At 66.4% G+C, this 18,907-nt stretch carries 18 protein-coding genes and 1 other annotated feature; of the genes, 11 read left to right on the top strand and 7 right to left on the bottom strand.

The genetic code is table 11. The annotated features are described in order from the left end of the window. Positions 1–1,129, bottom strand: a protein-coding gene (locus CWC60_RS19335) for an IS3 family transposase (RefSeq protein ID WP_420891140.1) whose coding sequence is annotated in 2 segments (ribosomal slippage) — positions 1–835 and positions 835–1,129 — 1,130 coding nt annotated over the 2 segments. Because the reading frame shifts where the segments join, the coding sequence is not laid out codon by codon here. This gene is flagged as partial in the annotation. Next, positions 732–848 (bottom strand) — a sequence feature (AL1L pseudoknot). Its footprint overlaps the gene before it by 117 nt. A 101-nt stretch (positions 1,130–1,230) precedes the next feature. On the opposite strand from CWC60_RS19335, the gene CWC60_RS23345 reads away from it, so the two are divergent. Together CWC60_RS23345 and CWC60_RS19345 are read left to right on the top strand one after the other, a co-directional pair. Beyond that, positions 1,231–2,766, top strand: a complete 1,536-nt coding sequence (locus tag CWC60_RS23345; RefSeq protein ID WP_125182830.1) for a hypothetical protein — start codon at positions 1,231–1,233, stop codon at positions 2,764–2,766. 281 nt (positions 2,767–3,047) lie between these two features. Next, positions 3,048–3,770: an alpha/beta fold hydrolase gene (locus CWC60_RS19345; RefSeq protein WP_109795574.1), complete on the top strand. Its 723-nt coding sequence runs from the start codon at positions 3,048–3,050 to the stop codon at positions 3,768–3,770. A 65-nt stretch (positions 3,771–3,835) separates the two neighbouring features. Here CWC60_RS19345 and CWC60_RS19350 read toward each other — a convergent pair whose 3' ends face one another. From CWC60_RS19350 to CWC60_RS19360, 3 genes are all read right to left on the bottom strand, one after another. Next, positions 3,836–4,195 carry a DMT family protein gene (locus CWC60_RS19350; protein WP_109795575.1) on the bottom strand — a complete coding sequence of 120 codons (360 nt, stop codon included), beginning with the start codon at positions 4,193–4,195 and terminating at the stop codon, positions 3,836–3,838. Between the two features lie 93 nt (positions 4,196–4,288). After that, positions 4,289–4,798 carry a protein-export chaperone SecB gene (secB, locus tag CWC60_RS19355; protein WP_109795576.1) on the bottom strand — a complete coding sequence of 170 codons (510 nt, stop codon included), beginning with the start codon at positions 4,796–4,798 and terminating at the stop codon, positions 4,289–4,291. Between the two features lie 73 nt (positions 4,799–4,871). Then, positions 4,872–5,369, bottom strand: coding sequence for an FxsA family protein (locus CWC60_RS19360; protein ID WP_109795577.1), 498 nt, complete (start codon positions 5,367–5,369; stop codon positions 4,872–4,874). Positions 5,370–5,470: 101 nt separating this feature from the next. Here CWC60_RS19360 and CWC60_RS19365 point away from each other — a divergent pair, with 101 nt between their 5' ends. The 4 genes from CWC60_RS19365 to CWC60_RS19380 are packed head-to-tail and all read left to right on the top strand — an operon-like array spanning position 5,471 to position 9,645. Further along, complete coding sequence (locus tag CWC60_RS19365) at positions 5,471–6,175, top strand: Tim44/TimA family putative adaptor protein (RefSeq protein ID WP_109795578.1); 705 nt, start codon at positions 5,471–5,473, stop codon at positions 6,173–6,175. A 10-nt stretch (positions 6,176–6,185) separates the two neighbouring features. Further along, the gene (gene mltA, locus CWC60_RS19370; protein WP_109795579.1) at positions 6,186–7,340 is read left to right on the top strand and encodes a murein transglycosylase A; all 1,155 of its coding nucleotides are present in this window, start codon (positions 6,186–6,188) and stop codon (positions 7,338–7,340) included. Positions 7,341–7,394: 54 nt separating this feature from the next. Next, positions 7,395–9,059 (top strand): acyl-CoA dehydrogenase family protein, encoded by a 1,665-nt coding sequence (locus tag CWC60_RS19375; RefSeq protein ID WP_109795580.1) that lies wholly within the window; start codon positions 7,395–7,397, stop codon positions 9,057–9,059. A gap of 22 nt (positions 9,060–9,081) precedes the next feature. Next, on the top strand, positions 9,082–9,645 hold the full coding sequence (locus CWC60_RS19380) for a nitroreductase family protein (protein ID WP_109795581.1): 564 nt from the start codon (positions 9,082–9,084) through the stop codon (positions 9,643–9,645). A gap of 12 nt (positions 9,646–9,657) precedes the next feature. On the opposite strand, the gene CWC60_RS19385 is transcribed toward CWC60_RS19380, so the two are convergent. After that, positions 9,658–9,981, bottom strand: coding sequence for a 4a-hydroxytetrahydrobiopterin dehydratase (locus CWC60_RS19385; RefSeq protein WP_420891174.1), 324 nt, complete (start codon positions 9,979–9,981; stop codon positions 9,658–9,660). A gap of 88 nt (positions 9,982–10,069) precedes the next feature. On the opposite strand from CWC60_RS19385, the gene CWC60_RS19390 reads away from it, so the two are divergent. Both CWC60_RS19390 and CWC60_RS19395 read left to right on the top strand, forming a co-directional pair. Next, positions 10,070–10,468 (top strand): metallopeptidase family protein, encoded by a 399-nt coding sequence (locus tag CWC60_RS19390; RefSeq protein ID WP_109795582.1) that lies wholly within the window; start codon positions 10,070–10,072, stop codon positions 10,466–10,468. 25 nt (positions 10,469–10,493) lie between these two features. After that, on the top strand, positions 10,494–10,967 hold the full coding sequence (locus CWC60_RS19395) for a cupin domain-containing protein (protein WP_109795583.1): 474 nt from the start codon (positions 10,494–10,496) through the stop codon (positions 10,965–10,967). 150 nt (positions 10,968–11,117) lie between these two features. On the opposite strand, the gene CWC60_RS19400 is transcribed toward CWC60_RS19395, so the two are convergent. After that, a complete protein-coding gene (locus CWC60_RS19400; protein ID WP_109795584.1) occupies positions 11,118–12,398 on the bottom strand; it encodes an acetyl-CoA hydrolase/transferase family protein in 1,281 nt (426 codons plus the stop codon). 98 nt (positions 12,399–12,496) lie between these two features. On the opposite strand from CWC60_RS19400, the gene CWC60_RS19405 reads away from it, so the two are divergent. From CWC60_RS19405 to CWC60_RS19415, 3 genes are read left to right on the top strand one after another with little or no spacing between them, the layout of a single operon-like run. Further along, the gene (locus tag CWC60_RS19405) at positions 12,497–13,198 is read left to right on the top strand and encodes an SDR family NAD(P)-dependent oxidoreductase (RefSeq protein ID WP_109795585.1); all 702 of its coding nucleotides are present in this window, start codon (positions 12,497–12,499) and stop codon (positions 13,196–13,198) included. 37 nt (positions 13,199–13,235) lie between these two features. Further along, positions 13,236–15,242, top strand: a complete 2,007-nt coding sequence (locus tag CWC60_RS19410; protein ID WP_109795586.1) for a hydantoinase/oxoprolinase family protein — start codon at positions 13,236–13,238, stop codon at positions 15,240–15,242. 47 nt (positions 15,243–15,289) lie between these two features. Beyond that, on the top strand, positions 15,290–16,714 hold the full coding sequence (locus CWC60_RS19415; protein ID WP_109795587.1) for an FAD-binding oxidoreductase: 1,425 nt from the start codon (positions 15,290–15,292) through the stop codon (positions 16,712–16,714). Here CWC60_RS19415 and CWC60_RS19420 read toward each other — a convergent pair. Then, positions 16,704–18,899, bottom strand: a complete 2,196-nt coding sequence (locus CWC60_RS19420; protein WP_164516645.1) for a PAS domain-containing sensor histidine kinase — start codon at positions 18,897–18,899, stop codon at positions 16,704–16,706. The two genes, CWC60_RS19415 and CWC60_RS19420, sit on opposite strands and share 11 nt — an antisense overlap. Positions 18,900–18,907: the final 8 nt, after the last annotated feature.

Raw genomic sequence — 18,907 nt, forward strand, 5'->3', positions numbered from 1 at the left:
AACCAGTCGACCCATTCGAGGGTAGCGAACTCGACGGCCTCGAACGAGCGCCACGGCCCGCGCGGGTGAATGACCTCGGCCTTGTAGAGGCCGTTGATCGTCTCGGCGAGAGCGTTGTCGTAGGAATCACCGACACTGCCCACGGACGGCTCGACGCCGGCCTCGGCCAGCCGCTCGGTGTATTTGATCGAGACGTACTGGCTTCCTCTGTCGCTATGGTGGACGAGCCCGTTGCTCCGCACGGGCCGCCGCTCATGAAGAGCCTGTTCCAGCGCGTCGAGGACGAAGCCGGCATGGGCCGTGCGGCTGACACGCCAGCCCACGATACGCCGGGCAAAGGCGTCGATGACAAAGGCGGCATAGACGAAGCCCGCCCAGGTCGCCACGTAGGTGAAGTCGGAGACCCACAGCCTGTTCGGCGCCGGCGCCCGGAACTGGCGATTGACCCGGTCGAGCGGGCAAGGCGCCGCCTTGTCGCCACTCGTCGTTTTTATCCGCTTGCCGCGGATCGCCCCTTCCAGACCCATCTGGCGCATCAGCCGCGCTACCGTACAGCGGGCAACATCGAAGCCTTCACGCTTCAACTGCCGCCACAGCTTGCGCACGCCGTAGACCCGGAAGTTCTCCTCGTACACGCGCCGTATCTCGACCTTCAAGGCCTCATCCCGCTGCGCCCGAGCGGACAGCCGAGAAGGGTCGCGACGCCGGGCGACATGGTCACGGTAGGTGGACGGGGCGATCGGCAGCACCTTGCAGATCGGCTCGACCCCGTGAGCCTCCCGGTGATCGTCGATAAACGCGATCATCGCTTCAGTGGGCGGTCGAGCTCCGCCTGGGCAAAATAGGCGCTCGCCTTGCGCAGGATCTCATTGGCCTGCCTGAGCTCGCGAACCTCGCGCTCCAGCGTCCGTATCCGCTCGCGCTCGTCGGTCGTCGTACCAGCCCGCATGCCGCTGTCGCGCTCGGCCTGCCGGACCCAGCGCCGTAACGTCTCGCCCGTGCAGCCGATCTTCGCCGCGACCGAGTCGATCGCTGCCCATTGCGAGGCGTGCTCGCCCTGGTGATTCAAAACCAGACGGACCGCCCGCTCGCGAACCTCCGTCGGATACCGTGTCGATTGTGTTCCCATAACAGCTCCTTCTTCTCACAAGTCGGAGCCTCCGGGAAACTCGGCGCGGTTCAGAAGAACTAGATTGGCACTGCTGGTCTCTGGACAACACAACGCCCTACTTGAGCGATGGCGGACAGTATTTTGAGGCCGAATCTTTCTACGACGATCCAGACGAGCGCCTAGGATTTAGACTCGTTTTAACTCAGCACCTCAATTCCGCTCATCAAAGGCAGGTTTTCATCAATCAAGACTTTGTAATGGCCTACGGGCTTCTCGAAGAGGGTGATTATTGGCTGCGTCCCAATGAAGGATATGAGCAAGTAGTCAGGCTTACACGGAAGGACGACGGAGCCGTTGCACTCGTCGAAATTAGAGCAGAGTATCTCAAGGATTACCTAGCAGCGAGAAATGCTGCACTTCGCCTATACTATTACCGCCAACGTCGAGCAATCCTGCAGGAAGATCCAAAGTTTGACTGGCCGGAAGACTGTTCGCTCGTATCAGAGGCGAATGACAGACTGGAAGCCCGGTGCAACGAAATCGACGCATCAGGCGATTTCCCAGGCACCACTTGGGCATTGTTCAAAGCGTGGAGAACTGACGTCGATCCAGAAGAGGAAGTCCCAGATTTCTCGGGAAACGACGATGAGGCCACCGAGACAGAAAGCACACAGGGTGTTCGTGGCGATGATGGCGGGCGGTTTCTCTTGACCGGTGAAATGTGGCGCGGCGAATGGATCGAACCTGCCGCAGAGCCCTGCCGAATTGGATATGAGGAACCGGATGAGACACTTACGGTCCAAGTCGACGGTGGTGGAGGAAGGGTTGATCTAAGAACGCTGAATTATGAAGAGATTGGAAAATATCTTTGGTTCAAACCTGAGGTGATAAACGATCTCTTATCTCGCCGTGGCGCAATGATGCAGTGGTATACCCGAAACACAGGCGGCGTTTCCCCTTCCCCCGATTCGGCACTACATTTTGGCGTCAATAAGCTTGGTCTCATCAACGCCTATGCCTATGATGTCGCTCGCCGTCCACTATGGGAGCGACGCATCTGGGTTGCGCATAATTGTCGTCCAGACGGGGGAGTTTCCGCCGAACTGATGCAGGCTCAAATGGCCTGCCAACCTGCGAGCACGAGATCACCAGAATTCTTGATCCATAACGCTCTTTCGTGGCTCGACAATGTATTCCGGGCGAAGTTTGGCGCAACGCTACTTAGGGACCACCACGAGATCGAAGAGTTAGAGGGCAGAGTTCACCGTTTCCGCGCGACGGATGAAAACGGGCTACGATCTCTCGCGAAGGACGTAGTGAAGGCTACGATTGAACGGATCAACAAAAAAAGCCTCGTCAGCGCTCTTGAAGAAGGCAAGTCTGATCAAGGAACGCTCAAGCTGCTCCAGGCACTGCTGGCAAAATACACTGAGGAAACCTACGCATATGAACGAATGACACCACTGTTTGGTGTCTATGACCTGCGCGGCGCAGATGCCCACCTATCGAGTTCAGACATTGAGGAGTGCTATGCAAGGCTCAGGGTGGACCGTTCAGCGCCGCTTGTTCAGCAGGCGGCGCAATTGATTGAGAGCGTCGCAGAGGCAATTGGCGTAACAGGCGGTGACTTAAATCGACACGCACCTGATCCCTGATCCACAAGCCGAGGTAGCAGGCTGAGCGCATAAAGACGCCCCGCGGCCCTGCGCAGTTCTGAATGTCCGCTCCTTTTCGTGATCGCAGAACTCTCGTCGCCGCAGCGAATGACCGGAATCCGCCCGAAATACCGACGCCTCCATGTTTGCAGCGAGTTGGCGCATTGTGGACTGAACCGACAGTGTTCCGAAATCCTTCCTTTTTCGGAATGCTTCGGCCTGCGCTTGACCGCCTCGGCCGCGCTCCGCAGGATCGCCCACAACAGGCAGGGGAGGCCAAGATGCCCACATTCACGCGCGGGGACGCGGAGATCCATTACGAGGTACACGGCGACGGGCCGGCGGCGGTGCTGGCGCTGGCGCCGGGCGGCATGCGCTCGGCCGTGTCCTACTGGCCGAGGATGACCTGGGATCCGATGGCGCGTCTGGCCGACGGCTACCGGGTCGTGGCCATGGACCAGCGCAATGCGGGCAGCTCGAAAGCGCCGATCCGTCCCACCGACGGCTGGGCGACGTACCGCGACGACCAGCTCGGCCTGATGGACCATCTGGGGATCGAGCGCTTCCACGTCGTCGGCATGTGCATCGGCGGTTCCTTCATTGCCGAGCTGGCGCACGCCGCGCCCGAGCGCGTGGCCTCGGCCGTGATGCTGCAGCCCATCGGCCTGGACGGCGACCACCGGATCTTCTTCGACATGTTCGACGGCTGGGCCGAGGAAGTGAAACCGCAGCATCCGGAGGCCAGCGATGACGATTTCGCGGCCTTCCGGCGCAACCTGTTCGGCGGCGACGACTTCCTGTTCAGCCAGGGCGAGGCCTTCATTGCGAAATGTCCGGTCCCGCTGCTCGTCATGATGGGCAACGACGCCTACCACCCGGAGGCGACTTCGCGGCGCGTGGTCCAGCTCGCGCCCGACGCCATGCTGGTCGAGCGGTGGAAGGAGCCCGAGCATATAGAGGCCGCGGCGGCCACCATCCGGCAGTTCCTCGACGCGCATTCCTGAGACGCGGCGCGGGCCGTCGCCGCCACCGTGAGAGCAGGGCGGCTTCGTCCCCGCGGCGACCGCGGTCAGATCGGCTTGGCGAAAACGAAGAACGCGCCCAGCGCGATCAGGGAAAATCCGGCGCCATGGTTCCAGGTGATCTTCTCATCGAGATAGAGGACCGCGAAGCCGGCGAAGACGACAAGCGTGATTACTTCCTGGATCGTCTTGAGTTCGGCGGCGCTCCAGACCGTGTAGCCGATGCGGTTGGCCGGGACCGCCAGACAGTATTCGAAAAAGGCGATGCCCCAGCTGGCGAGGACGGCGATCCAGAGCGCGGCGCCCTGGTACTTGAGATGTCCGTACCAGGCGAAGGTCATGAAGATGTTCGACAGGGACAGCAGGACAAACGGTGCAAGCACCGGCCAGGCGCTGGCGATATGCATGGAGGGTCTCCGTGGCGCGAAACCGGAGGAGCCTAGCGGCCCGCCGGCGCCGGCGCACGCCGCGTTGCGCGCAGGCCGGTCTGCGTCCGAAGCCTAGTTCTCTGCCTCGCCCTGCTGCTGCTGGGTGGCCTGCTGGCGCTGCTTGTTCTGCTGGTAGAGGCGGACGAAGTCGATCGGGTCGAGCAGCAGCGGCGGGAAGCCGCCGTCCCGGGTGACATCGCCGATCACGCGGCGCGCGAAGGGGAAGATCATCCGCGGCACTTCGATCAGGCAGGCCGGCTCGATCTGTTCGTCCGGCAGGTTCACCATGGTGCAGACCGCGCCATAGGCCAGATCGACGATGAAGACGGGCTGGTCGTCGCGCTTCGCACTGACGTCCAGCTTCAGCACGACCTCGAAGACATTGCCTTCGATGCGGCGGGCGTCAATGTCGACGCTGATCGAGATCTTCGGCTGTTCGTTCTGCTTCAGGAAGACCTCCGGCGCGTTCGGCGCCTCGAAGCTCAGATCCTTGACATACTGCACGTTCAGCCGGATCTGCGGCTGCTGGTTCTGTTGCGGGGGCTGCTGGGGCTGCTGGTTGTCGCCTGTTTCCTCGGCCATGTCTCTCGGCTCCGCTCGGTACGTCTCGGGGCCTGTCCGCTAGCATGGCGGGGCCCGCTTGTCACAGCGAAATTCAGGACCTGAGACGGTCGCGGTCGGGCTCCACGGTCTCGTATTCGCCGTCGATCACCGGGCCGCCCGGATCGCGCCGGGGGCCGCCCGGACCATGGGGGCCATGGGGCGGTTCGCCCGGCCCGAATCCGCGCGCATTCACCTGCACCTGGATGCGCCGTCCGATCAGCCGCGCGATGGCCTTGCGCAGCGGCGGCAGGAACAGCAGGAACCCGATCGTGTCGGTCACGAAGCCCGGCGTCAGCAGCAGAAGCCCTGCGGCGAACAGGCACAGTCCCTCGAACATCTCGAAGACCGGCGGGCGGCCCTGGTCCATCTGTTCGCGGATGCGGCGGACCACGCCATATCCCTGGATCCTGAGCAGCGCCGTGCCGGCAATGCCGGTCAGCAGCACGATGGCGAGAGTGGGCCAGAGTCCGATCCAGCCGCCGGCTTCGATGAAGACGGCGATCTCCAGGATCGGCATTCCGATGAATAAGGCGAGCAGCAGTAGCGGCATGGCTTGTTCGGGCAACCTCCGAAGCCTATGTTACGAGAGCAGGCGACGCAGACATTGCGCGCCAGGAACCAAGACCGGCGCCAGACGCCGGAGCGAGTGATATGGGATCTGACTTTCCGTTTTTCGAGGTCGTAATCTTCGGCATGATCGCCGCGTTCTTCTTCCTGCGGCTGAAGAACACGCTCGGGCGAAGGACCGGTCATGAGCAGGAAGAGCCGCGTTCGCATGTCGGCCGGCGCGGCGAAGAGCCCGCCAAGAACGGCCGCCAGGACGATAACGTGATCCGCCTGCCGGGTCAGGACGCGCCGCGGGATACCGATTTCGACATCGAACCCGACCACGACGCCACGCCTCTCGACCGCGCGCTCAACGAGATCGGCCGGGCAAGCGGCGGCGGATTCGACCGCGCCAGCTTCGTCGAGGGCGCGAAGGCGGCCTACGAGCTGATCGTGACGTCCTACGCCAAGGGCGACAAGCAGGCCCTGAAGCCGCTGCTGGCCGGCAAGGTCTACAAGAATTTCACCGACGCCATCGACCGGCGGAAGGCCGAGGGCCAGACTCAGGAAACCGAGCTCGTCGGCTTCGACAGCGTCGAGATCGTCGATGCGCGCGTCGTCGACCGCAAGGCCGAGGTCACGGTCAGGTTCGTCTCCGAGATGATCTCCGTGACCCGCGACAAGGACGGCGAGATCGTCGCCGGCGACGCCGAGGACATTTCGGTGGTTACCGACATCTGGACCTTTGCCAAGGATGCCCGCTCCCGCGATCCGAACTGGGAGCTGATTTCCACCCGCTCCGCGCATTGAGGCCCCGCCCGTGAAGCACGCCGCGCCCGTCGCCCTGGCGCTGGCGCTGATGGTGGCGGCGCTGGCCGGGTTCTGGTGGCTGTTGTTCCGCGAACTGGCCGAGCGCCCGCCCGAGAAGCCTCCCGCCATCGCCTTCGAACAGACCGGCGTGGCTGCGCTGCCCGGCTGGGGGGGCGACAATCTCGAGGGCTTCCGCGCCGCCATGATGCGAAGCTGCGCCCACTGGCCGCGGCGCGCCAATCCGCTGGGCCCGTATCTGGCCGCGGCGTGCAATGCGATTCCCGGGGACGACGCGGCCCTGAAGGCGCATCTGACCGAAAACTGGACAGCCTGGCGCGTGGCCGAAGGCGAAGGCCGGCTCACCGGCTATTACGAGCCCGTCTATCCCGGCAGCCGCGAGCCCTCGGCGCGCTACGATGTGCCGCTGCACCGCGTGCCCGGCGATCTGGTGACTGCGCGCCTGGCCGACTTCAGCGACGAACTCGACGGTACGATCCGCGGCCGTGTCGATGGTGACCGGCTGGTGCCCTATCACGACCGCAAGGCGATCCGGCAGGGCGCGCTGGACGGCCGCGGACTGGACCTCCTCTGGCTCGCCGATCCGATCGACGCCTTCTTCCTGCAGATCCAGGGGTCGGGACGCATCGCCCTGCCCGACGGCGAGGTCGCCTATGTCGGCTATGCCGGGCAGAACGGCCGCGCCTACCGCGCCATCGGCCGGGATCTGATCGCCTGGGGCGAAGTGGCTGCGGCGGACATGTCCATGCAGGCGATCCGGAGGTGGCTGGAGGCCAATCCCGGCCGCGTCCACGAACTGCTGGATCTCAATCCGTCCTATGTCTTCTTCACCGAGCGCGAGACGGAAGGCGCGATCGGCGCCGAGGGCGTCGTCGTCACGCCGGAGCGTTCGATCGCCATCGACCGCCGGCTCTGGTATTTCGGCCTGCCCTTCTGGATCGAGGCGCCGGGCGTCGAAAGCGAGGCGGCGATCCGGCGGCTGGTCATGGGCCAGGACACCGGCGGCGCCATCCGCGGCCCGGTGCGGGCGGATCTGTTCCTGGGTCCCGGCGACGAGGCGGGCGAGAGGGCCGGCCGGCTCAACCGGCCGCTCGCCATGTGGCTGCTGCTGCCCCGGGGCGTCGATCCGACGCTCGCGCTCCGATAGGACAAGCGCGCCGTTCCGCACTATCTTCAACGGCAACAGGGAGGTCCGATCCGAATGTCCCATCTCCGCCCCCGCGCCGAACTTACGACCCACGAAGTCAGCAACCAGCCGCCGCCGCTGGAGGACTACAATCTCTACCGCTCCGATGCGGCGTTGAAGGAAGCGCTGCACCGTCATGGCGCAGGCTGGGCCGAGGCGCATGTCGACGCCATGGGTGAGGAACTGGGCCGGGCCGAAACCTTCGAGCATGGCCGGCTCGCCAATGTCTTTCCCCCGGTGCTGAAGACCCATGACCGCTACGGCCACCGCATCGACGAGGCCGAGTTCCACCCCAGCTACCACCACATGATGGCGCTCGGCATGCGCCACGGACAGCATTCGATCGCCTGGGAAGGGCGCAAGGGCGGGCATGCGGCGTACGCGGCGATGCTCTACATGACCTATCAGGTCGAGGGCGGCGTCTGCTGCCCGCTGACCATGACCTATGCGGCGATGCCGGCGCTGCAGCGCCAGCCGGAAGCGACGGAGACCTGGCGGAAGGGGATCATGAGCCACGAATACGATCCGCGCTCCATCCCGCCGGAGCAGAAGACGGGGCTCACCATCGGCATGGCGATGACCGAGAAGCAGGGTGGCTCCGACGTGCGCGCCAACACCACGCGGGCAAGGCCGCTGGGCGCCGGGGGGCCGGGCGGCGAGTACGAACTGACCGGTCACAAGTGGTTCTGCTCGGCGCCCATGTGCGACGCCTTCCTGACGCTGGCCTACACGGACGAGGGGCTGTCGTGCTTCCTGATGCCGCGCTGGCGGCCCGACGGGTCGCGGAACGCATTCCAGCTTCAGCGGCTGAAAGACAAGCTGGGCAACAAGTCGAACGCATCCTCGGAGATCGAGTATCACGGCGCCTGGGCAGTGATGATCGGCGAGGAGGGACGCGGCGTCCGCACGATCATCGACATGGTGATGCACACCCGCCTGGACTGCACCGCCGGGCCGACGGCGCTGATGCGCCAGGCCGTGGCGCAGGCCGCGCATCACGTCGAACACCGCGTCGCTTTCCAGAAAAAACTCAGCCAGCAGCCGCTGATGCGCAACGTCATCGCCGACCTCTCGGTCGAGCAGGAGGCCGCGACGGCGATGTTCATGGCTGTCGCCCAGGCCTATGACGACGGCATGGCGGACGAGGAGGCGGCGGCCTTCGCCAGGATCGCCGTCTCGGTTTCCAAGTACTGGGCCAACAAGCGCGTGACGCCGCTGGTCGTGGAAGCCATGGAGTGCCTGGGCGGCGCCGGCTATGTCGAGGAGACGATCATGCCGCGGCTTTTCAAGGAAGCGCCGCTCAACGGCATCTGGGAAGGCTCGGGCAACGTCATCTGCCTGGACGTCCTGCGCGCCATGCAGCGCGAGCCCCATGCGCTGGAGCTGTTCCTGAAGAGCCTCAACGACGCCAAGGGCCGTGATACGCGGCTGGACGCGGCAATCGACGACCTGGCGGGTGAGTTCGCCCGGCCCGAGGGGATCGAGATGCGCGCGCGGCGCATCGTCGAGAAAATGGCCATGACCTGGCAGGGCGCGTTGCTGACCGCCGCTGCGCCGACGGCCGTCGCCGACGCTTTCCTCGCCAGCCGTCTCGACGGAGACTGGGGCCGGGCCTTCGGGACGCTCCCCGACGGCCTGGATCTGCAGCCGATGATCGACCGCGCCATGCCGGCAGCCTGAACCGAAACGCGGAGAACCGAGAATGAAGCCAATCGAACTGGTCACCAACCGCGCCTCCGTCGGCCCGAAGCTGCAGACCGACGAGGAGATAACGGACGCGGAGCTGGAGACGCTTTACGCGGCGGCGATGACCGCGCCGGACCACGGCAAGCTGACGCCGTGGCGGTTCCTCACCATCCGCGGCGAGGCGCGCGGCCGGCTGGGGGACATCTTTGCCGAAGCAGCGGAGAAGCGCGGGGAGGACGCCGGGGCGGTCGAGAAGGACCGCAAGAAGCCGCTCCGCTCACCCGTCGTGATCGCCGTCATCGCCCGTATCACGCCCGATCATCCGAAGGCCCCACCAGTGGAGCAGGTGCTGGCGGCGGGCATGGCCGGCTACAACATGGTTCTGGCCGCGCAGGCGGAGGGCCTCGGCGCCATCTGGCTTTCCGGCGCGCCGGCCTATGACGGGCACGTGCTGCAGGCGCTCGGCATCGGCCCGGACGAGCAGCTTCTGGGTTTCATCTATGTGGGGCGGCCCAAGCGCGAGTTCGCCGGTCCCCGCCGCGCCGACTGGCGGCAGTTCGTCAGCGAGTGGACGGGGTAGCCGCCGGGCCGCCTAACCGGCCGCCTTGTCCATGAATTTCGCCAGCTTGACGTCCTTGTCCGTCAGCCCGCCGGCGTCGTGCGTCGAAAGCGTGACCTCGACGGTCTTGTAGACATTGAACCACTCGGGGTGGTGGTCCATCTTCTCGGCCTTCAGGGCGACGCGGCTCATGAAGCCGAAGGCCTCGTTGAAATCCCTGAACTCGAAGGTCCGCTTGATCGCGTCCCGGTCTTCCACCATCGACCAGCCCTTCAGTTCGGTGAGCGCCTCCTGGCGTTCCTTGTCGCTCAGCTTCTCGCCCATCTCGGCCTCCGTTGCCTGCGTTGTCGGTCCCACCGCATGTAGGACACATGGTGCCGGCTGGTAAGGGCGCTGCTGCGCCAGAGCATTGCCAAACCGTGCCCGCGGAGACAAATAGGAAGTCATGAACCGCGCATTCATGCGAGACGCAGACCTCGAGACCATCGCCCGGCTGGGCGAGAAGGCGCTGTCGGAGATACCGCCGGAACTCGCGCAGCACTGCGAGGGACTGGTGATCCGCGCCGCGGAGTACGCCGATGACGAGGTGCTGGACGACCTCGGCATCGACCATCCGCTCGACCTGCTGGGTCTCTATCACGGCGTCGGCCTGCCCTGGAAATCGGTCAACGATCCCGGCGGCGACCAGGACATGGTCTGGCTCTACCGCCAGCCGATCCTCGATTACTGCCGGGAAACGGGCGAGGACCTCGAGCATGTCGTCCAGCATGTGCTGATCCACGAGATCGGCCATCACTTCGGCTTCTCCGACGACGACATGGACCATATAGAAGCCGACGCGTAGATTGGGCGGCGGGAGGAACGCCGCCATGACCGAGACCTACCGCTTCGACGACCGCACCATTGCCTGGAAGCCCTTCGCCGGATTCGAGGGTCTCTACTACCACCTGCTCAGCGTCGATCACGACGCGCAGGTGGTCGATATGCTGATGAAATTCGATCCGCACGCCGAGTGCGTGCCGCACCGCCATGTCGGCCCCACGAAGACGCTGGTGCTGCAGGGCGAGCACAGTCTCTACGATCCCGTGCCGGACCACGGACCTGCCAATACCACCCGCAGGGCTTCGGGTTTCGGCGCCAACCGCGGCGACGAAACCCATATCGAGGGCGGCGGGGCGGACGGCGCCATCATCCTGCTGATGATGACCGCGCGCGATGGCGTGGTCTACGAGATCCTCGGTGCCGATGGCGGCGTCGAACGCAGGATCACGCTGGACGATTTCCAGCGCGGCCTCGAGAAGCAGCAGCGCGATGGCCGGACCCGTCAACGGGTCCAGCAGTAGGCGGCCACGACTTGGTTGGCGACGCCATCCGTTCGAGTAGGCCTCGAGCAGATCGAATCCGTTGCCGTCCTCGGGCCTGACGAGCCTGTCCCGGACCCCTTCCCGGCCGGTCGTAGTGCGCGCGGGACCGGCCGGGAGAGCACACGCCGGTCAGCCGGGCCAGAGGCCCTTTGTCATGTCGTGCCAGGCGTCGCGCAATTCCTCGCGGAAATCGGGCCCCGCGATCTCGATCAGCGCCTCGGGCCGCTGGTGCACGGGCAGGTTCTTCAGATGGGCCGCGCCATGCTCGGTGACGACATGGTCGATGTCGGTGCGGAGTCCGGTCGTGATCCCCAGCGGATCGAGGCCGGCGACGATGCGGCTGACCTTGCCGCGCGCGGCGGTGGCGGTCATGGCCAGGATCGCCTTGCCGCCCCGGCTGCGCTGCGCGCCGCGCATGAAGTCGACCGAACCGCCGGTGCCGGAAATCTGGCGGCCCTTCACGGTCTCGGCGTTGAGCTGGCCGAACAGGTCGACCTCCAGCCCCGAATTGATCGAGATGAAATTGTCGATCCGGCCGATGACCGCCGAATCATGGGTGTAGGAGATCGGCCGCCAGGCGATGTCACGCCGCCCGTCGGTCCAGTCGTAGAGCGCCTGGGAGCCGTTGGGGACGCCGGCCACGTGGAGCCCGGTGTCGATGGACTTGCGCCGGCCATTGGCGTTGCCGTTGTCGATCAGCTCCGGCATGCCGTCGGCCAGCATGCCCGAATGAATGCCGAGATCATTCTTGGTCCTGAGCGCGCGCAGGAGCGCCACGGGCAGCGTCCCGATCCCGATCTGGATGCAGTCGCCGTCCGCGATCATGGCGGCGACGTTGTCGGCGACCGCCTGCACGTCCGGCGTGATCTCGCCAATGCCGAGCGTCGGTCCGGGATGGTCGGTGCGGACGGCGATGTCGATCCGGTCCGCCGGCACCGGCGGGGCGCTGCCGCCGTCGGGCATGCCGGCATTGATCTCCGCGATCACCAGCTTCGCCTTGTCGAGGACCGCGGACTGGCTGTCCAGGCCGAAGCCGTGGCGGTAGGTCCCGTCCGGCCCCTCGCGCAGCGACACCAGCGCGACGTCGATGTCGAGGTCCTGCTCCAGATAGCGGTAGAGGGCGTGATACTGCTTGGGGATGAACGCCGTCTTCCCGCTTGCCATGCTGTCGCGGTTGTCCGGCGTGCCGAAGAAGGCGATGGCGCGTGCGCTCTCGTGCAGCGACGAATAGTCGTTGCGGTTCATCCCCGGTACGGCGACGCCGACGAAGGTGCAGCCGCGGCCCGCCTCCGGGTCGGCGGCGATCGCCGAAACCAGATCCGTCGGCTCCCCGGCCGAGCCCTGGATGTAGACCGTGGCGCCGGCGGGAATGCGCTTCACCGCTTCCGCCGCCTCCAGAAATTCCGTCATGCGCTTGCCTCCCCTGATTCCGGCAACAGGTTACAGGCGGAGAAAGAGGGAGGACAGGGAATGGAAGCCAGGGATTACGCTGCCGCGGGTCGCGCCGGATGAGCCGGCCTCACTGTCTCGTCGTCGGCGTCGGGCCGGGGCTCGGCCTGCACGTCGTCCAGACGTTTCTTGCGGGCGGCTATCGCGTCTCCATGATGGCGCGCCATGAAGGCCGGTTGGCGACATGGGAAAGCGAGAACCCGGGCGCGACCGGATTCGCCACCGACATCGCCGACATCGAGAGCTACCGCGCCGCGCTGAAGCGCGTGGTCGAGGCGCAGGGCCTGCCGGACGTTGTCATCTACAACGCGGCGATCGCAGCCTTCGGCGGCTACGAAGACGTGACCGTCGAGCAGTTCGAGGGCGCATTCCGCGTCAACGCGACGGGGCCGCTGGTCACGGCGCAGGAACTCTGTCCCGCCATGGTCGAGCGCGGAACGGGTCGGCTGATCGTCACCGGCAACACCGGCGCACTGCGCGGCAAGCCGGACTTCATCGGCTGGTCGCCGTCCAAGGCAGGCGGGCGGATCGTCGCCGAGGCGCTGGCCCGGGATCTCGGGCCGCAGGGCGTCCACGTCGCCTATGTCGTGGTCGATGCGCTGATCGACATGCCCTTCGTCCGCAGGCGCTGGCCGGACATCGACGAATCCAGGCTGGCGAATCCCGCCGACCTGGCCGCAGAGATCTACCGCACCGCGCATCAGCCGGCTTCGGCGCGCTCCTTCATGGTGGAACTGCGTCCAGCTGGCGAACCGTGGTAGAGATTCACGGTCTCGGATCAGGGGAGGATTGGGGCGCATGCGTGTAGGTGTGGAAGTCGGCGGTACGTTCACCGACCTTGTGGCCATCGGCGAGGACGGACGATTGAAGGTGGCCAAGGTGCCTTCGACCCCGTCGCGCCCGGACGAGGGCGCTCTGGCGGCGATCGAGGCGGCAGGCCTGGATCTGTCGCAGGTCGACGATCTCGTTCACGGCTCGACGGTGGCGACCAACGCCATTCTGGAGCGCAAGGGCGCCAGGGTGATGCTGGTGACGACGGAGGGGATGCGCGACATCCTGTTCCTGCAGCGCCACAATCGCCGGCGCATCTACGATCTCGCCTACGCCAAGCCGGAGCCGGTGGTGCGCCGCCGCGATGTGGTCGAGGCGCCCGAGCGCATCGGCGCCGACGGCAAGGTGGCGACGCCGCTCGATCTCGAGTCGACCATGGAGCGCATCGCCGAGCGCATGGCCGAGGATGACGGCTATGGCGCTGTGGCCATCTGCCTGCTCAACGCCTATGTCGACCCGGCCCACGAACAGCAACTGGCGGACGCCATCCGGGCGCGCTTCCAGCAACTCAAGGTGACCTGCTCGTCGGACGTCTGCCGGGAGTTCCGCGAATACGAGCGCGCCTCCACGACGGCGCTTGCGGCCTATGTGCAGCCGGTGATCGACGCCTATCTCGGCCGCTTTTCCGAGGCGCTGGCGGCACGCGGCCATCGCGGGCGGTTCTCGGTCATGCAGTCGAACGGCGGCAGGCTGCCGGCGGCGGGCATGGCGAAGTCCGCGATCACGGCCCTGTTCTCCGGACCCGCGGCTGGCGTGGTCGGCGCGGCGCGCCAGGCCGGCCGTTCCGGTATCGGCAACATCATCACCTTCGACATGGGCGGCACATCGACCGATGTCTGCCTGGTCCGCGACGGCCAGCCCGACCTCGCGCCGTCCACGGAGATCGACGGGCTGCCCGTGAAGACGCCGGTGATCGACATCGCCACGGTCGGGGCGGGCGGCGGCTCCGTGGTCTGGATCGACGATGGCGGTCTGTTGCGCGTCGGCCCGGAATCCGCGGGCGCCGAGCCGGGGCCGGCCTGCTATGGCCGCGGCGGGACGACGCCCACCATCACCGATTGCCACCTGGTACGGGGCACCATCCGCGCCGAGACATTCCTCGGCGGCGACATGATGCTGGACCGCGACGCCGCGGCGTCGGCGCTGAAGCCGGTGGCGGAGCGCCTGGGCCTGTCGCTGACGGAGGCCGCGGACGCCGCGATCCGCGTGGCCGAGGCCAATATCGTCCGTGCCATCCAGCGCATCTCGACCGAGCGCGGCCACGATCCGCGCGACTTCGCGCTGGCGCCCTTCGGCGGGGCCGGCCCCATGCTGGCCTGCCGGGTGGCCGAGGACCTCGGCATCGCCACCGTGGTGGTGCCGCCGGCGGCGGGCGTGCTGTCCGCCTATGGCCTGCTGGCCTCGGATTTCGTCCATTTCGAGAGCGTGACGCGGCAAACGCGCCTCTCCGCCGATGCGATGGACGAGATCCGCGCGACCATTGACGAAGTTTCCGCCGCCGCGGCGAAGCAGTTGAAGGAACTGGGACTTGGCGGTCCCATCGAGACCCGGATCAGCCTGGACATGCGCTATGTCGGCCAGGCCTTCGAGATCGCCGTCGACCTGCCGGGCGAAGGCCGCGGGATCGATGCGGAGACGATCGGCCGGCTGTTCGCGGAAGCGCATCACCGCGTCTTCGAGTTCGACAAGGCGGGCGGCGCGGCCATCGAGATCGTCGCCTTCCGCGCCCGCGCCGCAGCCTCGCCGGGCGCGCCGCCGGAACTGGAAGGCGATGCCGGCGGCGCGGAGCCGGCGACCGTCACTCTGTTCGAGCGCGGCACGGAACAGCAGGCGGCCTGCGGTCCGCGCCCCGCGGCTGGCAGCACGCTGGCCGGGCCGGCGCTGATCGAGGACGGCACCTCGACCATTCTGCTGGCCAGCGGCTGGTCCGGCGCGGTGGACGGGGCGAACAACCTGATCCTGAAGCGTGGCTGAGCAGTGCGCCGGATGCGGCCGCAGGCGATCTGCATTACATTGGTCCCATGAACGAGATTGCGCGCGGCACGATTGAAAGGCTGATCGCGGTCGTCGGGCCGCAGGGCGCGATCACCGATCCGGACGACATGGCGCCCTATCTGGTCGAGTGGCGCGACAAGTGGCGCGGCAAGTCGGCGCTGGTGCTGCGGCCCTCGTCGACCGCGGAGGTGGCGGAGATCGTGCGCATCTGCGCCGAGACCGGCACCGCGATCGTCCCCCAGGGCGGCAATACCGGACTCGTGGGCGGCTCCATTCCCTTCGAGGGCGGCGACGAGATCGTCCTCTCGCTCGGCCGCATGAACCGTGTGCGCGCGGTTGACCCGCTGAACGACACCATCACCGTCGAGGCGGGCTGTGTCCTGGCCGACGTACAGGCGGCAGCGGACGAGGCCGGACGGCTGTTCCCGATGCGCATCGCCTCCGAAGGCACCTGCCAGATCGGCGGCAACCTGTCGACCAACGCCGGCGGCACGGCGGTGCTGCGCTACGGCAACATGCGCGATCTGGTGCTGGGGCTGGAGGTGGTGCTGCCCGACGGTCGCGTCTGGAACGGGCTGCGCGGCCTGCGCAAGGACAATACCGGCTATGACCTGAAGCATCTCTTCATCGGCGCGGAGGGAACGCTGGGCGTCATCACGGCGGCGGTGCTGAAGCTCTACCCCAGGCCCGCGGACCGGCAGGTGGCCTTTGCCGCGATCCCGAATCCCGAGGCCGCCGTCGAGCTGCTGTCGCTGGCCAAGGACGTTTCCGGCGGCCAGGTCACGGGTTTCGAGATCCTGCCCCGGCTCGGGCTCGAACTGGTCATGAAATCCCTCCCCGACGCGCGCGATCCCTTCGGTGACCTCCATCCCTGGTACGTGCTGATCGAGATGTCCTCGGGCGAGGGCGGGGGCGCCCTGCGCGAGGCGATGGAAACGGCGCTGGCGCGTGGTTACGAGAAGGAACTGGTAGCCGACGCCACGATCGCCGAATCCGAAGCCCAGGCGCAGCAGCTCTGGGCGTTGCGCGAAGGACTTTCCGAATCCCAGAAACTCGCCGGCGGTTCCATCAAGCACGATGTCTCAATCCCGGTGCCGAAGATGCCGGCCTTCATCGCCCGCGCCGACCGCGCGCTGGAAGAGGTGATTCCGGGTTTCCGCTCGCTCGCCTTCGGCCATATCGGCGACGGCAATGTCCACTACAATCCGCTGCAGCCCGAAGGCGCCGACGCCGAGGCCTATCTCGCCCGCTGGCAGGAGGTGGCCGACGTGGTCCACGGTATCGTCCACGAAATGGGCGGCTCGATCAGCGCCGAGCACGGGCTGGGCCGGCTGAAGCGCGACGAGGTGCGGCGCTACAAGTCGGAGGTCGAACTGGAGCTGATGGCCTCGATCAAGCGCATGCTCGATCCGGACAACATCATGAACCCCGGAAAGGTGATCAGCCCGTAACCGCGTCGGGCAGCGCGGCTGCGGTAGCGCGTTCGGCGGGGAAGATCATGCGCACGCGCGTGCCCCGGCCCTGGGTGCTGTCGATCAGCAGCGAACCGCCATGCAGTTCCATCAGCCGCCGCGTCAGCGGCAGGCCGAGGCCGGTGCCTTCCGCCGCAATTTCCGAGCGCGCCCGGCCGAAGGGCTCGAGCACCTGGTGCAGGTCGTCCTGGGGAATGCCCACGCCGTTGTCGGCGATCTCGACAAAGGGCTGTCCGCGGTCGGTCTCCCCGATGCCGATGGCGATGCGGCCGTCGTCGCCAGTGTACTTTACTGCGTTGCCGATCAGGTTGATCAGCATCTGCCGTACGGCCCGCCGGTCGGCGCGGACCATGTACGGCCCCTCGCCATAGGCGCGCACCAGTTCCTTGCTCTCGATATCGACGCCCAGCAGATGGATGATGCGCTCGATCTCCGCCCTGAAGTCGACGTTCTCGTCCTCGATGGTGTAGCGGCCGGCCTCGACCTTGGAGATGTCCAACAGGTCGTTGACCAGACTGAGCAGGTGCTCGCCGCTGGCGGCGATGTCGACGGCGTAGCCGCGGTAACGCTCGTTGCCGATGGGCCCGAGCAACTGGTCCGACATGATGGAGGAGAAGCCGAGAATGGCATTGAGCGGTGTGCGCAGCTCGTGGCTGACATTGGCGATGAAGGCCGATTTCGCGGCGTTCGCCTGCTCGGCCCGCTCCAGCGACTTCAGCGCCCGGTTCTGCGCCTGGGTCAGGGCGGTCACGTCGCGGCCGATGCCGCGATAGCCCTTGAAGGCGCCGTCCGCGTCGTACTGGGGTTCGGCGCTGATGCGTGCGTATTTCAGCTCGCCGCTGGCATTGTAGAACTTGATCTGCCAGTCGCGGTAGGCCTCGTGACGGCGCCAGACCGCCAGTAGATCGTACCATGCGGCGGCGTCCGCAGGTTCCAGGTCGGCCGTGCGCATTTCGACGATCTCCGCCCAGGGCCGGCCGACGAACTGTTCCGGCGACACGCCGCCGACGCTTTCGTAGCGGCTCGACAGATAGGTCAGCCGCAGCTCCGCGTCGGTTTCGAAATACCAGTCGGAGGCCATCTCGGTCAGATCGCGGAACCGCTTCTCGCTCTCCTTGAGCGCTTCGGACGCCAGCTTGTTCTCCGTGATGTCGAAATAGATGGCATCCAGGTAGTTCCGGCCTTCCCGGTCGACCACCGTCCAGCCGATCTCCCTGATCCAGCGGAACTCGTCCTTGTCGGGGTGACGGAAGCGGAACTCGATGGCGTAGGGCTTGTCCTCGGGCCGTCGGGCCTTCATGAAGCCGACATAGCGATCCCGGTCGCGTTCATCGATCAGATCGAACCAGGAGAGCTGATCGCCCGCGCCTTTTCCGGAGGGTCGGCTGTCGGCCAGTTCCAGCGCGCGTGAATCGCCCCAGACCTTCAGATCGCCCTTCTCCAGATCCCGGCGGGAGAACAGGATCCCGCGGGCGTTGCGCATGAACAGCTTCATCTGCTGATCGCGTTCGCGGAAGGCGGTGACGTCGTTCAGGAGCTGGAGCGACGAGCCGTCGCCCATGCGTGTGGTGGTGGACAGCGCCCAGCGGCCCGAGGGCGTCAGGCCGAGCCTCGGCCTGCCGGGTTCGTGAAAGCCGGCCATGAGGTCATCCTTCCAGTCCTGGGCCGTGCCGACAGGCGGACTGAAGTCATAGCTCTCGATGATTGCGTCGAGCTGTCCCTCGAATGTCTCGCCCAGCCTCGGGAATCCTTCGCGCGGGGGGAAGTAGTGACGGATGGCGGCGTTGTAGGCGCGCAGCCGGTCGTCGCTGTCGAAGAACAGGATCGCCATGTCGCCGAGCGTGGCGGAGGCGACCCAGTCGGCGACGCCGTCGGTCACCGTCCTGGCGGTCTCGCGCTGGGCCTGCCAGAGGGTCAGTCCGTCGCTCACGGGTTTGGCATGGAGCAGCCAGCCGGGCTGACCGGGGAAGGGATTCCTGTCCCTGCGTCCTTCCGCTGCGCTGAGGACATCGCGCTGGCCGGCCTCGGAATCGGGGAGCAGTTCGCGGAACATCGCGTTGGCGACCACGACGCGGATGCCGCTGCCGCTGCCCTCGGTCAGCGCCGCCGGTACGTCCAGCAGCTTGAAGGCCGCTCTCCACATCGCGTCGTCCGGTCGGGTCATGCTACCCA

This window comes from Minwuia thermotolerans (genome assembly GCF_002924445.1).
GTDB classification, from domain to species: Bacteria; Pseudomonadota; Alphaproteobacteria; order Minwuiales; family Minwuiaceae; genus Minwuia; species Minwuia thermotolerans.

What these genes read in the sequence shown, in the direction of transcription:
- CWC60_RS19400 (WP_109795584.1), bottom strand. Translation starts at nt 12,398, where the DNA reads ATGACGGAATTTCTGGAGGCGGCGGAAGCGGTGAAGCGCATTCCCGCC.
- CWC60_RS19405 (WP_109795585.1), top strand. Translation starts at nt 12,497, where the DNA reads ATGAGCCGGCCTCACTGTCTCGTCGTCGGCGTCGGGCCGGGGCTCGGC.
- CWC60_RS19395 (WP_109795583.1), top strand. Translation starts at nt 10,494, where the DNA reads ATGACCGAGACCTACCGCTTCGACGACCGCACCATTGCCTGGAAGCCC.
- CWC60_RS19350 (WP_109795575.1), bottom strand. Translation starts at nt 4,195, where the DNA reads ATGCATATCGCCAGCGCCTGGCCGGTGCTTGCACCGTTTGTCCTGCTG.
- CWC60_RS19410 (WP_109795586.1), top strand. Translation starts at nt 13,236, where the DNA reads ATGCGTGTAGGTGTGGAAGTCGGCGGTACGTTCACCGACCTTGTGGCC.
- CWC60_RS19375 (WP_109795580.1), top strand. Translation starts at nt 7,395, where the DNA reads ATGTCCCATCTCCGCCCCCGCGCCGAACTTACGACCCACGAAGTCAGC.
- CWC60_RS19345 (WP_109795574.1), top strand. Translation starts at nt 3,048, where the DNA reads ATGCCCACATTCACGCGCGGGGACGCGGAGATCCATTACGAGGTACAC.
- CWC60_RS19360 (WP_109795577.1), bottom strand. Translation starts at nt 5,369, where the DNA reads ATGCCGCTACTGCTGCTCGCCTTATTCATCGGAATGCCGATCCTGGAG.
- secB (WP_109795576.1), bottom strand. Translation starts at nt 4,798, where the DNA reads ATGGCCGAGGAAACAGGCGACAACCAGCAGCCCCAGCAGCCCCCGCAA.
- CWC60_RS19390 (WP_109795582.1), top strand. Translation starts at nt 10,070, where the DNA reads ATGAACCGCGCATTCATGCGAGACGCAGACCTCGAGACCATCGCCCGG.
- CWC60_RS19415 (WP_109795587.1), top strand. Translation starts at nt 15,290, where the DNA reads ATGAACGAGATTGCGCGCGGCACGATTGAAAGGCTGATCGCGGTCGTC.
- CWC60_RS19420 (WP_164516645.1), bottom strand. Translation starts at nt 18,899, where the DNA reads ATGACCCGACCGGACGACGCGATGTGGAGAGCGGCCTTCAAGCTGCTG.
- CWC60_RS19365 (WP_109795578.1), top strand. Translation starts at nt 5,471, where the DNA reads ATGGGATCTGACTTTCCGTTTTTCGAGGTCGTAATCTTCGGCATGATC.
- CWC60_RS19380 (WP_109795581.1), top strand. Translation starts at nt 9,082, where the DNA reads ATGAAGCCAATCGAACTGGTCACCAACCGCGCCTCCGTCGGCCCGAAG.